Origin of the sequence: Nitrobacter hamburgensis X14 (genome assembly GCF_000013885.1) — a bacterium.
In the GTDB taxonomy this organism is placed as follows: Bacteria; Pseudomonadota; Alphaproteobacteria; order Rhizobiales; family Xanthobacteraceae; genus Nitrobacter; species Nitrobacter hamburgensis.
The window spans coordinates 908,418-924,280 of sequence record NC_007964.1 but is presented as its reverse complement, the minus strand read 5'-3'; the positions used below and the strand labels follow the sequence as shown (position 1 = coordinate 924,280).

Annotated in this window: 13 protein-coding genes; all 13 read left to right on the top strand. The window is 66.6% G+C overall.

Translation table 11 applies throughout. The features are described 5' to 3' along the window. Positions 1-65 precede the first annotated feature (65 nt). Genes NHAM_RS04315 through NHAM_RS04255 form a run of 13 tightly spaced genes read left to right on the top strand, consistent with a single transcriptional unit; the run spans position 66 to position 15,857 of the window. Positions 66-2,000, top strand: a complete 1,935-nt coding sequence (locus NHAM_RS04315) for a phage tail sheath family protein (RefSeq protein WP_011509409.1) — start codon at positions 66-68, stop codon at positions 1,998-2,000. Positions 2,001-2,015: 15 nt separating this feature from the next. Next, positions 2,016-2,540, top strand: coding sequence for a phage tail protein (locus tag NHAM_RS04310; RefSeq protein WP_011509408.1), 525 nt, complete (start codon positions 2,016-2,018; stop codon positions 2,538-2,540). A gap of 11 nt (positions 2,541-2,551) precedes the next feature. Continuing rightward, positions 2,552-3,265, top strand: a complete 714-nt coding sequence (locus tag NHAM_RS04305; protein WP_011509407.1) for a hypothetical protein — start codon at positions 2,552-2,554, stop codon at positions 3,263-3,265. Next, a complete protein-coding gene (locus NHAM_RS04300; RefSeq protein ID WP_011509406.1) occupies positions 3,262-3,999 on the top strand; it encodes a hypothetical protein in 738 nt (245 codons plus the stop codon). Before NHAM_RS04305 ends, NHAM_RS04300 begins: the two co-directional genes overlap by 4 nt. Further along, positions 3,996-5,315 carry a DUF4255 domain-containing protein gene (locus NHAM_RS04295; RefSeq protein ID WP_011509405.1) on the top strand — a complete coding sequence of 440 codons (1,320 nt, stop codon included), beginning with the start codon at positions 3,996-3,998 and terminating at the stop codon, positions 5,313-5,315. Before NHAM_RS04300 ends, NHAM_RS04295 begins: the two co-directional genes overlap by 4 nt. Then, the gene (locus NHAM_RS04290; protein WP_011509404.1) at positions 5,312-7,405 is read left to right on the top strand and encodes an ATP-binding protein; all 2,094 of its coding nucleotides are present in this window, start codon (positions 5,312-5,314) and stop codon (positions 7,403-7,405) included. The genes NHAM_RS04295 and NHAM_RS04290 overlap by 4 nt, the downstream gene beginning before the upstream one ends. Beyond that, entirely contained in the window at positions 7,402-7,692 is a 291-nt protein-coding gene (locus NHAM_RS04285; protein ID WP_041357693.1) for a hypothetical protein, read from the top strand. Before NHAM_RS04290 ends, NHAM_RS04285 begins: the two co-directional genes overlap by 4 nt. Further along, positions 7,689-10,379: an eCIS core domain-containing protein gene (locus NHAM_RS23875; protein WP_011509403.1), complete on the top strand. Its 2,691-nt coding sequence runs from the start codon at positions 7,689-7,691 to the stop codon at positions 10,377-10,379. Before NHAM_RS04285 ends, NHAM_RS23875 begins: the two co-directional genes overlap by 4 nt. Then, positions 10,376-13,105, top strand: coding sequence for a polymorphic toxin type 5 domain-containing protein (locus NHAM_RS23870; protein WP_011509402.1), 2,730 nt, complete (start codon positions 10,376-10,378; stop codon positions 13,103-13,105). Before NHAM_RS23875 ends, NHAM_RS23870 begins: the two co-directional genes overlap by 4 nt. Next, entirely contained in the window at positions 13,102-13,758 is a 657-nt protein-coding gene (locus NHAM_RS04270) for a hypothetical protein (protein ID WP_011509401.1), read from the top strand. Before NHAM_RS23870 ends, NHAM_RS04270 begins: the two co-directional genes overlap by 4 nt. Continuing rightward, the gene (locus tag NHAM_RS04265) at positions 13,758-14,117 is read left to right on the top strand and encodes a LysM domain-containing protein (protein ID WP_198136992.1); all 360 of its coding nucleotides are present in this window, start codon (positions 13,758-13,760) and stop codon (positions 14,115-14,117) included. The genes NHAM_RS04270 and NHAM_RS04265 overlap by 1 nt, the downstream gene beginning before the upstream one ends. Before the next feature lie 3 nt (positions 14,118-14,120). After that, positions 14,121-15,236, top strand: a complete 1,116-nt coding sequence (locus tag NHAM_RS04260; protein WP_011509399.1) for a hypothetical protein — start codon at positions 14,121-14,123, stop codon at positions 15,234-15,236. 12 nt (positions 15,237-15,248) lie between these two features. After that, positions 15,249-15,857 carry a phage baseplate assembly protein V gene (locus NHAM_RS04255; RefSeq protein ID WP_011509398.1) on the top strand — a complete coding sequence of 203 codons (609 nt, stop codon included), beginning with the start codon at positions 15,249-15,251 and terminating at the stop codon, positions 15,855-15,857. The last annotated feature ends 6 nt before the right edge of the window (positions 15,858-15,863 follow it).

Genomic DNA, 15,863 nt, shown 5'->3' with positions numbered 1-15,863 from the left:
TGGACTAACATGGCAGCAGTACGCTCGATGAACGGTCAAGTCTGCTCTATAATGGAGGGACGGTCATGCCGGCGGCGCTCAGCTATCCCGGGGTCTACGTCAACGAGATTCCCAGCGGGGTTCGTACAATTACCGGCGTCGCCACGTCAGTTGCGGCCTTTATCGGTAGCGCGCGAAAAGGTCCCGTCGACACGGCCGTCGACATTGTCGGTTTCGGCGATTTTGAACGCATCTTCGGCGGCCTGTGGACCGGCAGCAATATGGGGTTCGCGGTCCGCGACTTCTTCTTCAACGGCGGCGCGCGCGCCGTTATCGTGCGCCTGTTCGACGATGGCGCGGGCGGCAACGCCGACGCGGCGATTGCTGCTGTTGCTTCTATTACCGCGGCCGCGCGCGGTGGTGCAAACGGCCAGACCGCCAAGACCGCCGCCAAGGCGGTCTACGACCTGATTACCGCCGACCCGAATGCAAAGCAGCCAGTGAAGGATGCGGCGAAGGCCGCGATGGATGCGATCAATGTGCTCCCCGACAACGCTGATGCAGCGGCGATCGAGGTAGCCGCCAAAACTGCGGATTCAGCGGCGCCAAAGACGACGTTGCGTATGCTGCACGTCGGCACGCTCACCTTCAAGGCGGCAGCGCCCGGTGGCTGGGCCAACAGGCTGCGTATTCTCGTGTCCGCCGCCAAGCCCGCGACCGCCGCCGGCGTCGCCGCAACGCTGGGTGTCGCGACCGCCGACCTGTTCGATCTCACCGTCACGGATCTGGACAGCAACCAGACAGAGTTTTTTGAGAACCTTACCGTGAAGAACTCGCTGCGTCGGGTCGATCATGTCCTCAACGAGGGCTCGACGCTGATTGGCTGGGGTGGCGACAACCTCGACACACAGGCGGCGGCGCTTCCCGACTTCACGGCCGTCTTCGGCGACGATCAACTCGGGCAGAAATATGCGCAGATGCTGGTGGCGCAGAAGCAATCGCCCGATCCAACGCAGGACCCGCTCAAGGCCGCGAAGAAGGCCTATGCCGACGCACTCGCGGCGACGGCGAACCTCGTCGGCGACGGCGGCATGCTTGGCTCGACCGATTTTCTGAAGCCGGACGGCGAGGACGGTAAGACCGGCCTCTATGCGCTCGAGCAGCTCTATACGCGCGACGGCATTTTTAACATGCTGTGCATTCCGCCCTACACCGCAGGGAACGACGTCGATCTCGGCGTGGTTGCCGCAGCGGGCGCGTACTGCGAGAAACGGCGCGCAATTCTCATTGTCGATCCGCCGAGTGGCTGGAACAACATCGCCAGGGCGGTCAGCAGCTTCTCCGCCGACCCGGACCAAGTCGGCTACCGCGGTAGCAATGGCGTCATCTTCTTCCCGCGGCTCAAGATGCCCAATCCGCTGAAGAACAACCGCATCGAGGACTTCGCGCCCTGCGGCGTCGTTGCCGGCCTGTTCGCGCGAACGGACACGCAGCGCGGCGTGTGGAAGAGCCCGGCGGGCATCGACACGTCGCTGCTCGGCGTGTCGTCGCTCACCGTGCCTATGACGGATAGCGAGAACGGGCTGCTCAATCCCCTCGGCATCAACTGCCTGCGCCATTTCCCCATCTTCGGCTCGATCAACTGGGGCGCGCGGACCTTGCGCGGGGCGGATGCCTTTGCCGACGAATATAAATACGTCGCGGTGCGGCGCACCGCGCTCTACATCGAAGAGAGTCTGTACCGTGCGCTGAAGTGGGTCGTGTTCGAGCCCAACGACGAGCCTCTGTGGGCGCAGATCCGCCTCAACGTCGGCGCTTTCATGCACAATCTTTTCCGCCAGCGCGCCTTCGCCGGCGAGAGCGCGAACGACGCCTATTTCGTCAAATGCGACGGCGAGACGACGACGCAGAACGACATCAATCTCGGCATCGTCAATATCAAGGTGGGCTTCAAGCCACTGAAGCCGGCCGAGTTCGTCGTGCTGCAGATTCAACAGATGGCCGGGTCCGTCGAGGCCTGAACGTGGGAGGACGCGATGGCTCAGTTCACCACCAACCCGCAGCGCTTCGACCCCTACAAGAACTTCAAGTTTCGTATCAAATGGGGCGCTGATTACGTTGCCGGCGTCAGCAAGATCAGCGGCTTGAAGCGCACGACCGAAGTCGTCAAACATCGCGAGGGCGGCGACCCCAGTTCCAGCCGCAAGTCGCCCGGCCGCACCGAGTACGAAGCGATCACCATCGAACGCGGCGTCACCCACGACGTCGCCTTCGAGCAATGGGCGAACAAGGTGTGGAACTACGGTTCCGGGCTCGGCAAGGAAGTCTCGCTCGCTGATTTCCGCAAGGACCTCGTAATCGAAGTCTATAACGAGGCCGGTCAGGCGGCGGTCCGCTACAAGGTGTTCCGCTGCTGGGTCTCAGAATTCCAGTCGATGTCGGACCTCGACGCCAACGGCAATGCGGTGCTGATCCAGCACCTCAAGCTCGAGACCGAAGGCTGGGAGCGCGACTACGACTTGGTTGAGCCCAAAGAGGGCACGTTCACCGAGCCTGCCTAAGGCGTTCGGCCGTGCGCACGCTCGCCCCCTCCGAACTCATCGACCTGTGCGACGTCGGCGACGCTTCAAGCCCCGTGACGCGCGCGATGCTGCTGCTCGAGGCGGCGACCGAAGTCGACGATGCAGGGTTGGTCCGCGACTGGTCGCTCGGGCAAGTGAACGCGGGGCTCCTGCGCCTCCGCACACTCGTCTTCGGCCGCCGACTGGAGGTGCTGGCCGATTGTCCGCAGTGCGCCGCGATCTGCGAGAGCGAACTCGATTGCCTCGCGATGGCAGACGCGGCGCCGAAAACGGCAACCGGACCGCTGAAGCTCGCCTTTGGCGGGACGGAGATCGCTTACCGCCTTCCGACCGCCGCCGATCTTCTCGCGGTGACGGCGCAGGCGCCGTCCGATCCGACCGCGCAGGCGCTCTTGCGGCGGATCGTGCTCGACGGCGGGACGGACGCAGAAAGCGCCGAACTAGCGGGCGCACTGGCCGAGGCGGTGACGACGGCCGACCCGCTGGCGCAGATCGAACTGGCGCTGACATGCCCCGATTGTACGGCGCGCTGGACCGAGCCGTTGCATGTCGTCGACCTGTTCTGGGCGGAACTGCGCAATCTGACGGAGCGGCTTACTTTCGATGTCGCCCGTTTGGCGCAGGCGTTCGGCTGGCGAGAAGCGGACATTCTCGGAATGAGTGCGCGGCGGCGGCAGCGCTATCTGGAGCTGTTGTCGCCATGAGCGCCGGCGGCGACAGCGCGGCGGGCGCGCGCGGACCAACGTTGTTCGACGCGCTTGTCAGCCACGAGCGCGGCGACCGGAGCAGCATGGCGCCTAGCCTGCGGCCGCGGCTGCCCTATCTCTTCGAGGACGCGACTCGGGACACTGAAACCGACATCGAAGTTTTGGCGATGGTCGCGGCGGCACCCACGACATCGCCGCATCCGGCCGCTACGCCGGCCAGTCCGTCGCGCGGGGGGCGCGATACGCCGAGACTGCCCGCCCTTCGCGAACCCATCTCCGTAACGGTCCGTCACGTGGCCGAGCCGGCGGGCGACCGCCGTCAGGAGGACGTCGAACCGGCTACCGCTGAATCGCGCGAGGGCCCACCACGCTCGCTACGTCCGCAGGACGAGGAGGCCGCCCGCCCGCCGCACCAGCAAGCCCGCCCCACGCCTACTCCACAGGCACATCCCACGACCGAACGCGCGTCACCGCGTCCTCGCCAAGCGGAGGACCGCCGCCTGCCCGATGAAGCCGCCGCAGCGCTACAGACTCCGCCCCGCGTCGCCGCCTTGCGTCGCGGCGCGACGCTCACCCGTGACGAGCCGGTCATCGAGATCAGCATTGGCCGCATCGACATCCGCGCGGCGGTCGCGCCGGCCGTCCAGGCTCCCCAATCCGCGCCCGCAAAGCCGCGCGGCGACCGGCTCGCTGCCTATCTCGAACGACGCACGCGCGGGAGCCGCTCATGAGCAGTCCGCTCGCCATCGCCGCGGTCACCGCGATCCTCAAGGACCTGCTCAACGAAGGGCTGATCAACAACGACCTGTCGCCGGTCGGGAGTTTTGCGGTCAGCGCGCTGCCGCCGGACCGCATCACCACGGGCGAAACGGAGGACAACCGGCTCAATCTGTTCCTTTATCAGGTCACGCCGAACATCGGCTGGCGTAACGCGCAGCTGCCCTCGCGCGATACGCAGGGCGCGCGGCTCGCCAATCCCCCGCTCGCGCTCGACCTCCATTATCTGCTCACCGCCTACGGCTCGGTCGATCTCAACGCCGAAATCCTGCTCGGCTTTGCGATGGACCTGCTCAACGAAACGCCGATCCTGACGCGAGACATGGTGCGTCGCGCCCTGACGCCGCAGAATCCCGTACCGGTCGCCCTCATTCCACCCGATACGCAGGGCCGCACCGCCATCGACCTCGCCGACCAGATCGAGACGCTGAAGATCGTGCCGCAGTTTCTCAGCGCCGACGAACTGTCGAAGCTGTGGACCGCGATGCAGGCGCGTTATCGGCCGACCGTTGCCTATCAGGTGACGACCGTGATCATCCAGGGCACCCGGCCGACGCGCACCGCGCTCCCGGTGCTGAGCCGCGGGCAAGGCGACAGCGGCGTCGCAACGCAACCCTCCACCGCCGCGCCACTTCCCGACTGGCCGACGCTCACCGCGCTGACAATCGTGTCCGCCCCCGGCGAAGGTCCCCGCACCGGCGCCGAAATGGGCGACACGCTGCTGCTGCAGGGCGTCCTTCTCGCGGGCAACACTGTCACCGCCGAGTTTCGTCACCGACGACTCGCCAATCCTCTCGAGATCGTTGCCACGCCGGGTCCCGATGCCGGAAGCATGACCCTCGATCTGCCAGGCGCCGCGGATGCCGCCGCGCCGAACTGGCCCGCCGGCGCCTATGGCGTCGCGCTCCGCATCGTGCGGGCAGGGAAACCGATACGGCGCACCAACGAACTCCCGCTGACCCTCGCGCCCCGCCTGACCGCCGTGCCGACGCTCGGCATGGCGAGCGGGCAGAGGAACCTGACGCTCGCGGTCGCGCCGCCCGTCTGGCCGGAGCAGCGCGTCGACATTCTCGTCGGCAACGATCCCTATCAGGCGACCGTCGCTGCGAAGACGGAGACCCTGGTCGTGCCTGTGCCAGGCCTGACACCGTCCGATGTGCCGATCCCGGTCCGGCTGCGGGTGGATGGCGCAGAAAACAACCTCGTCCGCGATCGGCGCCTCCAGCCGCCGCAGTTCGACCCGCAACAATCCGTCATGGTGCCCGCATGAGCGAAGCGGCCGGCTTTGCAGCGAATAACAGCGCCTATCTTCAGGCCGGGCTGCACTGGTTGCGCGCGCTTCTCGCCGATCGCGCCAGACCGTCATTGTCACTCGTGCCGATGGAAAAGTCCGCGCCGCCGCGCCGTCGCCGCTTCTTCGGCGTGGACCTGCGGCCCGATGACAGCGCTGCCGCGCCCGAACTGCTTGCCCGTCCGACGCAGGACAGCGCGACAGCCGCCGCGGCGAAGTTCGAAGAGGCCGCCGGGCTAGAGCCCAGGCCCGCCCTAGTCGTGCTGGCCGAGCGTTTTGGCCTGACCACCTTCGAGCGGAACATCCTGCTGCTATGCGCCGCCATGGAGATCGATCCGCATCTGCCTGCGCTGATCGCCGAGGCGCAGCACGTGCCGGCCGGCGCCGCGCCAACCTTTGGCCTCGCGCTCGAGCTGTTCGAAGACCCGAGCTGGGATGCGCTCGCGCCGGCCCGTCCGCTGCGCCGCCATCAGCTTGTCGAAGTCTACCAGTCCGGCGTCGCCTCGCTGATCGCCGCGCCGCTGCGCATCGACGAGCGGATCGCCGCCTACATCAAGGGCCTGAACTATCTCGACGAGCGCCTTCTCGCGATCGCTGAGCCGGTGCCGCCACCTGCATCGCTCCCAGCTTCGCAGGAGGCGCTGGCGCGGCGGATCGAGCTTTGGGTCGCACATGGCGCGCCCGCCACATGCATCGAGCTCATCGGGCGGAACAGGGTCTCGAAGCGGGAGGTCGCCGCCGCCGCGCTGGCCGCGGTGGGCATCAATCTTCTCGCCATTCCGTTCAGCCAGCTGCCGCGCGAGGCGGAGGGGATCGAACGGTTCGCGAGCCTGTGGGCGCGCGAGACGCAACTGATGCCGATCGCGCTGCTCGTCGCGCCGCCGGAGCCGATGGGCATGGAAACCGGCGACGGTGTCCGCCCAACGCCGCAATGGAATTGGCTTCTGCGTCTGCCGGGCATCGTGATGCTTGACATGCCGTCGCCCGGCGCTGAATCGAGTGCCCATCTCATCGAGATCGCGCCGCCGACCATTGCCGAGCGGCGGGCGCTCTGGGCGGCGGCATGGCCGGAAGACGGGCCGCCCGACGGCGCGTCGTTGGAACGGCTCGCGGGCGAGTTCGCTCTCCCTGCCTCCCGCATCCGCCTCGCGGTGAAGGCGACAGCAGTGGAGTCCGGCGGCCCGCCGGAGATCGGTCAGCTGTGGACCTGGTGCGTTACGCATGCCGGCGGTGCGCTAGAGGGGCTGGCGGAGCGGCTCGTGCCGCGCGCGACGATCGACGAGGTCAAGGTGCCCGAGCGCGATCGCGAGCAACTCGACCGGCTTATCCGCCATGCACGCAGCCGAGGGATCGCGCTCGACACCTACGGATTCTCGGCCATCGCAAGCCGCGGCCTCGGTCTCGCCGCGCTATTTCATGGCGAGAGTGGCACTGGCAAGACCATGGCGGCCGAAGCCGTTGCGCACGAACTCGGCCTCGCCCTGTTCCGCGTCGATCTCGCCTCGGTCATGAGCAAATACATCGGCGACACGACGAAGAAGCTGCGCAGCATTTTCGACGCGGCCGAAGGTGGCGGCATCATGCTGCTCTTCGACGAAGCCGACGCGGTGTTCGGCAAGCGCAGCGAAGTCAAGGACAGCCACGACCGCTTCGCCAATATCGACATCAACTATCTGCTAACGCGCATGGAGGCGTTCGGCGGCATCACCATCCTTGCCACCAATATGAAACACGCGCTCGACCCGGCGTTCCTGCGTCGACTGCGCTTTGTGATCAGCTTTTCCTTCCCCGGAGTTGCGGAGCGCGAGGCGATCTGGCGCGGCGTGTTTCCGCCCGACGCGCCGATGGAGGCACTGGACTATCCAGCGCTCGCGCGCTTTCCGCTCACCGGCGGCAGCATTTTCAACGCTGCGCTCGGCGCTGCGCACGAGGCGGCGGCGGAGGGCAAGCCCATCGCCATGCGCCACATCCTCATCGTCGTGCGCGCGGAATTGCAGAAGATGGAACGCCCCGTGCCGGAGCGCGAATTCGCGCCGCTGCGCGAGATTTCGGGAGGCGCGTCGCCATGAAGGTACGGCTTCGCATCGAGGCGCTCTCAATCGAGGCCGACTGGCTGCGCGCGGGTCGCGCCGACTTCGACGATGCACTTCGTGCCGCGCTGGAACGGGAGTTGGGCGAGATGGCGCGACGCGGCGATTTCACGACCGGGCGCAGGACAGCGCGTCGCGGCCTCGCCATTCCTGCGCCGGTGCTGGTCTCGCCTCAGACGGCGGGCCAACACATTGCCCGCGCAGTCGGCGGAGAGATCGCGCCGCGGGAACGACCCGCTGCGCCCGGCCGCGGGAGGCGATCGTGAGCGCGCGGGCCTACGCCAGATACCAGCCAGCGGCCGCGCTTGTGCCGTCGCCGGTGACGTTGCAGCGCAGCTGCGCCTGCGAGGAGAATGGCGAAAGCTGTGCGCGCTGCCAGGCGAAGCGCAAAACCCTCCAGCGGTCGGCAACGGGAACGGGCTACGCGCCGTCGATGGCGATGCCGGCTGCGGTCGGCGACGTGCTGCGGTCTTCGGGCGCGCCGCTACCCTCCGAAACGCGCGCCGAGATGGAGGGCAGCTTTGGTCGCGACTTCTCGGACGTGCGCATCCATGCCGACGGCCTTGCCCGTCGCTCGGCGGAAGCCGTCGATGCGAATGCCTACACGGTGGGTCAGCACGTGGTGCTCGGCGACTCCGCTCCGGACCTCGGCGGCGCCGCTGGGCATCGTCTCCTCGGCCACGAGCTTGCGCATGTCGTGCAGCAGTCGCGCGGCGGCGTGACGGCGGGCATCGATCCCGATCCGGGGCTTGAGACCGAAGCGCAGCGGGCAGGCGATGCGGTCGCGGCGAACGGGCCCGTGCAGGTCGCGGGCGGGGCTGGCCCCGACCTCCAGCGCGACGCGAAATCGGATGCGCAGGCGAACACGAATGCCGAGGCCGACGGCCCCTACCTGGATGACCCCGACCTTCTGGCGATGGGCTATCGCGCGGGCGACTACGCCTACGTCAGCGAAGGCACCACAGTCGACAATGTTCCCGTGAAAATGGACGAACGGAGCTACTCCTACGGCCGCGAGCAGGATGTTGGCGTGGAGGACGCGCAGAAGATCTTTCGCGCCGCGATGAAGAACCGTTACGGTGTGACCCCCGTCGCCATCGATGGCGAGGTCGCCATGGTGCAAGGTGCCGGCGCGGAAGATCAGGGCGAGATCATCGGCAACGAGATCATCGTCATGCACGATCTGGCGACGGAAGCGGAGGTGACACGCCGAGCCGGCACCTCCAATCCGCAGACGTTCGAAACCTTCTCGAGACAGTACGAGAAGGAAAAGCACACGTCGGAAGGCGTCGTGAAGGCCTTCTTCGAGTACCGCAACGCCTATTCCGACGAACTGCGCGCGGGCTACAAGAGAATCGATGCGGCCGCCGGGGTCGCCAATTTCTCCGCGAAGGTCGTCATCGCGATGATCGCCGGGGGCGGCGATCCGATCGCCGTTTTCGCCCCCGCCATCGCCGGCAAGGGCGCCGAGTACAGCGCCAAGGCGCTCGGCGTGAACGACGAGATCGCGGAAGGAATCGGCGGGCTGGTCGAGACGGCCGTCGGCATGGGCAACCCGGCGAAGATGACAACGGCGCAAGCCATCGCCCCGCTGGTCGGCATGGGCGCGGAGAAGCTCGCCACATCGCTCGGTGTGTCGAAGGAAGATGCATCGCTGATCGGCCAGGGCGCCACTTTGGCGACAGGCCATGCTGGGTCGATGGGCAGGAAGGGCCCTTCGACGGGCGACGCATTTCGCGCGAGCCTGCATGGGCCGGCGGGCGAAGCCCCGAGTGCAAGGCTGCCCGCGGGAAATACATCCGCCGCCGGGACGGAGACGAAAGCGCCTGTTGTTCGCCCACCCGCCGGGGAACCACTGACGACCAAGGCCGTCACCACAACGGAAAAGACGCCCGCGGCGACCGGGGTGGAGACAAAAGCGTCCGTCACGCGCCCGCACGGCGAGGAGCCGCTCCCGGCAAAGACGACCGCAGCCCCCGCCACGTCGCCGCCCAAGGTCGACGAGACCGCCGCGGCCATCGAGCCAAACGAGGCGACGGCGCGCAAGCCGGCGGACGACGGACATGATGCGGTCGTCACGCCCGAGGGCGTCGGCCGGTGCAGCCCCGCGCCGTGTCCGGTCATCCAGGTCGAGTACCAGAAGGAAATGGGCGACAATCCCGATCTCAAGCAATGGAACGACGAGGTTCAGGGGCTGCGCCAGACCGACCCGCAGCGCGCGGCGGACGAAGCGGCGAGTCTCATCCGCGCCTGCGAGGCGGCGCGCAACAATGCCGGCCGCGCGCCGGTGGAGGACTACGTTCGCCGCCGGGATGCCGAAATTCCCGCGGACGGGACGCCGGCCGCCAGGCGTCCCGGCGCGCCGCTGCCCCAGGGCTACGCGGACGACGCGATCGCGCGGCTCGACGATCCCGACGCCTGGTCGCTGCACATCGGCCAGAAACGCGCCGAGAAGATCCAGTCGGGCGAGAGGGACTTCATCCTCGACCAGCCGGTGACGCGCGGCGACATCGACGAGCCGCTCGCGGTCGGCGCGCCGGACATCAAACCACAGCGCGCATTCGCGCGCGCGGAGGACCCGCACAACCGCCAGTTCCTCGATCCCGCGACCAACCGCAGCACTAAATATCTCGGGACCGATCCGCGCGACATCGCGCGCAACCGGCAGAAACTAGATCCGGTCTCGCTCAAGACCAATCCCGATGCGCTGTTCAGCCGCCGCTTCGACGAGATTACGGAAATGGCGACGATCTTCGAGACAGCGCGCAGCAGCATCACGAATAAAAACGAACTCACCCCCACGGGACTCAAGAACGCTATCAACCGCAAGATCTCGACGATCATCAAGGAAGGCGAGTCGGTCGAGGCACTGACGGTACGCGATGCGCTCGTCAGCCGCGGCTTCACCTTCCGCCAGGGTCAGGGCTGGGTGGCCGGGACGGGTCAGCCATGAGCGCGCACCGCGCCCTGGCCGTGAAGGCGGCGCCCGCCGTCCAGACAGCCGCGCCGGTGACGCTGCAGCGGACCTGCGCCTGCGAGGAAACGGGCGAGAAGTGTCCTCGCTGCGCCGGCAAGCGCACGCGCCTGCAGCGGTTCGGAACAGGCGCGCCGCCACTCGCACTGCCTGGTGCGGTCGGCGACGTGCTGCGCAGCCCCGGCCAGCCCATGCCGCGTGCGCTGCGCACGCGGATGGAAGAGAAGTTCGGCCAGGATTTCTCGGCCGTGCGCATGCATGCCGATGCGTCGGCGCAGAACTCCGCCGCGGCGGTCAACGCGCGTGCCTACACCGTCGGCCGGGATGTCGTGTTCGCCAGCTCAGCACCGGACCTTGTCAGCACGGCGGGCCAGCGGCTGCTCGGGCACGAGCTTGCGCATGTCGTGCAGCAGTCGCGCGGCGGCGTGGCAGCGGGCATCGATCCCGACCCCGCGCTGGAGGCCGAGGCGAAACGGGCGGGCGACGCGATTGCCGCGGGACACCCGGCCAGCGCCGGCAGGGCCGCGCCGGTCGGCCTGCAGCGCGACGCTGAGCAGCCCGACTATCCCGCGATGGAGAAGGTGACCGGCTATGTCGCGCAGGCGCTCGGCTTCAACGAGACCACTTCACGCGTCGTTGCTGCCAGCCTCGAAGGCGGAATGTCCGGCTTCTCCCACCAGTGGAACGAGGGCAAAACCGGCGAGCGGCTCGGCAAGAAGTTCAAGAGCTTCTCGATCACCGATGTGCCCGACCTTATCAAAGGCTATCTCGTCGGCGTGTTCGAAGGCGTGGTCAGTCCGATCACGGATCTGTTCGCCATCGGCGTGATGGTCGAGCAGCTCAATGCATTCGTGACCAACCTGGTGTCGAGCGCCATCTCGAAGGCAGCCGAACTCGCGAACGAACTGAAAGGCCTCGTCGACGTGCTCGCCGGTCTCGGCAAGCCGATAAAGGAATTCTTCCTCGGTCTGAAAAGCAATGCCCGCGAGACGTTCAAGATGCTGGTCGGCATGCTGAACAGCAACGGCGGCCTCGTCGAGAAGGCCATCGGTTTCGCGCGCTCGATCGGGCGGACGCAGGGCGCGGCAGTGGCCAAATCGCTGGAGTCGCCCTGGGAAGAAAAGACGAAGCAACCGGAAGAGAAACCGGCCGGCGCGCTCGGCTACGTCTCGAACCTCTTCGGCCAGGGCCGCGACGCGCTGATCGAGACGCCCTGGGCGAAGGTCGGCAACAAGGCCGGCTATGCGCTCGGCTTCGCGCTCATCCAGGTCGTGCTGCTCGTCTTCTCCGAAGGCATCGGCAACCTCATCACGCAGATCGGCCGCAGCCTCGGCGGGCTCGCCAAGGCGGGCACTTTCCTCGGCCGCACGATCGAGGGCGTCACAAAATTCGTGACCATGGCGGGCGGCATCATCACCAAGGTCGAGGAGGCCGTGAACGCCGTCGTCCAGTTCCTCCTGAAGCCGATGATGCCGGTGCTGGAGCCGCTCCTGAAACCGCTCGCTGGCATGATGGAGCGGATGGGCGGCTTCCTGCGCAAGCTCTTCGGCATCGCCGAGAAGGATGCCGCGCAGGTCGCGACCACGGCCGCCACGAAGGCACTGGGCGGCGCGCATCCGGCGCCGCCCGCACCGCATCTGCCAACGCCCGCCACGCGCCATCCGCATGGGCCGCCCGCGAAGGCGCCCGTGCCGCACGGCGAGCCGCACCCGACGCCGAAACCCGTGGCGGAGCCGCGTCCCGCAGCGAAGGCGACCGAGCCGCATCCAAAGCCCGCGGCGAAAGCGCCCGAGCCCGCCGCCGCGACGCCGGCCGCCAAGACCGCGGAGCCACATCCGCAAGCCATGGCGCCGGAGCCGCACAAGCCGGAACCGAAGGCTCCGCATTCCGCCTCCGACGCCGCGCACAAGCCGATCGCCGAGCCGGAGCCCGTCGGCGGCGGCCACCATGTGCAGACGACACCCGACGGCTTCGAACTGTGCAGCGGGCCACCCTGTCCGAACCTGCGCCTGATGTACAAGGAACAGCTTGCCGCCGACGACGCGCTGCGTGCCGAAATGGAAACACTAGAAGCCAAACGTAAGCTCGCTGCGAAGCTCGAAGCCGATGGTATCCCGGATCGCAATTTCGCAAAAGGCCTCAATAAAGAGGCAGCCAAACTCCAGCAAAAGCTTGAAACAGCGAAACTCCATGGGCCAACCGCGCCCAAACCGCCACCTGCAAAGCCGCCCGTCGCACCTGCCCCTATTAGGGGATCGGCGAAGCCAGCACCGGGGGAGGCCTTGGTCGGATCAAGTACGAGTCAGATGCGCAGAAGATCTGCCAAGCTCATCGCGAGCGACCCCGATCATCCGCTCGGCTTTTTGCTCAACAAACGCGGACGTTTCAGATCCCAGCGCGGGCTCAAACACCACGAGCTGATGGAGCGGCCAGACATCGTGCAGATGGGTCATATCCGCAGCAACAAGCTCGGCGAGGATGAGTTTGTGATGCTGCAAGGCGGTTGGGAAAATCAGTTCAACAACGTGACGATCGAGATGTCTCATATACGGGGCGCCGTTCTAGATCAGCCGGCGGTTTCGATCGGCGGCGTCGTTGTGGATTTGAAAACGGCGCAATACTGGGAAAACGTTGGCCTGCTTAAGCGCGGAACAGTCGCGTGCTCACCACGGGTTCAACTTCCAATATCGGATATCGCCAAATGACCGGCTTTTCCCGATCACCCCGCATCCTAAAAGCCGGTCTGGTTCTGCTCGATCCGGTGCTGTTCACCGTAACGCGGATCATCACGCTTCAGTACAATCCCGACCAGCTCAGCCGCACGATGCAAATTCTCTCGGCCGGCGGCGACAGCCAGGATCGGACCGAGGCGCTGCGCCTCAGGGGACCGGCAGTCGAGATATTCAAGCTCGAGGCCGAACTCGACGCTACCGACCAGCTCGAATTCCCCGCCGCCAACAAGGATGCCGTAGAGCTCGGCATCTTCCCGCAGATGTCGCTGCTGGAATCGCTGATCTCGCCGTCGAGCGATGCCATCGTCGGCGCCGACGCGCTGCTTCGCAACGGCGCGATCGAGATCGCGCCGATGGAGGCGCCGCTCACGCTGTTTGTGTGGAGCGCGCAGCGCGTTGTGCCGGTGCGCGTCACGGAATTCAGCGTGACCGAGGAAGCGTTCGACACCACGCTCAATCCGATTCACGCAAAGATCAGCCTGTCGCTGCGCGTCCTATCGGTCAACGACCTGCCGGTCGATCATCGCGGCGCGGAATTCTTCCTCGCGTATCTGCGCACGAAAGAATCACTCGCGCGGCGCGCCGCAGACGGCACCCGCACGCAACTGGGGGCGCAAGGCTTCTGATGCCCGACCTGATGGATCCCAATCCGGCGCTGCCGGTTCCGACGCTCCAGCCGTACGACGATTACAGCCGCTATCGCGGCCTGGATCTGCAGTCGGCTGTCGATGCGAGCGGACGCGCCGTCGTCGTCGTCGCGCGGCGCTTCCTGCCGCAGCCCGACACGCTCGCGCAGGTCGGGACGGTGACGGTAAAGGCGGCCGACCGCCTTGACATCATCGCCGCGCAGCAGATGGGCGACGCGCGCTGGTGGTGGCGAATCGCCGACGCCAATGGCGCGATCGATCCGGTCGACCTCACAGCCGAGCCGGGAATCTCACTACGTCTGACGCTACCGCAGGGTATGACCCTGCCGCGAGGTTGAACCATGCTGAAAGGCATCAGCCTTCAGATCATGATGGGGGCGGTCGCGCCTTCGCCGATCGCGCCGGAACTCGCCGAGGCGCTTGTGTCGGCGCAGGTGACGCAGGCGACCGAGCAACGCAGCGGCTTCACGCTCAGCTTCGCCTACGGCAAGAATTCGCTGGTCCGCGAGAAATTCCGCAACCGCTTCTTCGATCCGCCGCAGCGCGTCGTCCTGACGGCGATGGTCGGCGGTTCGCCGATCGTGCTGATGGACGGCGTCATCACGCGCCACGAAGTGACGTCCGCGAACGAACCCGGCGCATCGCAGCTCAACATTACGGGGGAAGACCTGTCGCGCCTGCTCGACACCGTCGATCTGAGCTGGGTGATGAAATATCCGGCTATGCCGCCGGAGGCACGCGTCGCACTGATCCTCGCCAAATACCTGCCGCTCGGAATGGTGCCGACCGTCGCGCCCAGCATCAACATCGATGTGCCGCTGCCTACGCAATACATCCCGAGCCACATGGGCACCGACCTACAATACGTGAACTATCTCGCGAAGTCTGTCGGCTATGTCTTCTACATCGATCCGGGACCATTGCCGGGCATGTCGATCGCCTATTGGGGACCGGAGATAAAGGTCGGCTCGTCGCAGACAACGCTGTTCGTCAACAGCGACGCGATGAGCAACGTCGACAACATCAGCTTCAGTTACGACGGTTTCGCCAAGTCGCTGTTCGTGTTCCTGCTCCACGACGAGCGGATGCCGCTCAATCTTCCGATCCCTATCCCGGTGCCGGACGTCAATCCGCTGTCGCCGCCGATGGGCAAGCGCTGGCCCATCCCGCTGCGCGCCGAGCCGCTGACCGGGATGGCGAAATTCTCGCTGCCGCAGGCGATCATGATCGGGCTCGCCAAGGCCGCGCGTGCCGCCGAAGTCGTCAGCGCCAGCGGCTCGCTCGACGTGCTGCGGCTTGGCCGCGCATTGCGTGCGCGTCAGCTTGTGTCGGTGGCCGGCGCGGGCGTCCCGCACGACGGGATACACTACGTGCGCAGCGTGACGCACGAATTGCGGCCGGGCGAATACAAGCAGCGCTTCACCCTTTCGCGCAACGCTTTCGAGCCTTGGGGATAAGGAACGCGACCGATGAGCAGAAAAACGATGGCGCAATACGGCTTCGTCGACAGCGTTCGCCCCGACGACGATGATGAACCACCCGCGTCCGATCCGATCAGCGGCGCAAAACGCTACTACGGCAAATATCGGGGGACGGTGCTGCCGGTGCCCGACACCGACCGGCGCGGCCGGTTGATGGTGGAAGTGGTCGACCGCGACGGTCCCAATATCACCGGCTGGGCGCGGCCGTGTCTTCCGTGGGCCGGAATGCAACTCGGTTCGCTGATCGTGCCGCCGCCCGGCGCGAAAGTTTGGGTGGAGTTCGAGCAGGGCCTGCCCGACTATCCGATCTGGGTCGGTTGCTGGTGGGGATCGCCCGCCGAGACGCCGACCGTCGCCAAGACCAGCGCGCCCCTCATGCCGATCTTCGCGCTCCAGACACTGCTGCAGCATGGGCTGGTCGTTACCGACACGCCATATTTGCCTTACCTGCCGACTGGCGGCGTCCTGATCGGCAACACCACCGCCTGCATCGCCATAGACATGACGGGCGTGCGCATTTTCGGCCCGACGGTGCAGGTGAACGGCGATCCCGCCGGCGCGGTGCCCGCCGCCGCTGCCCTCCTCGTAACCAAATGAAAGGAA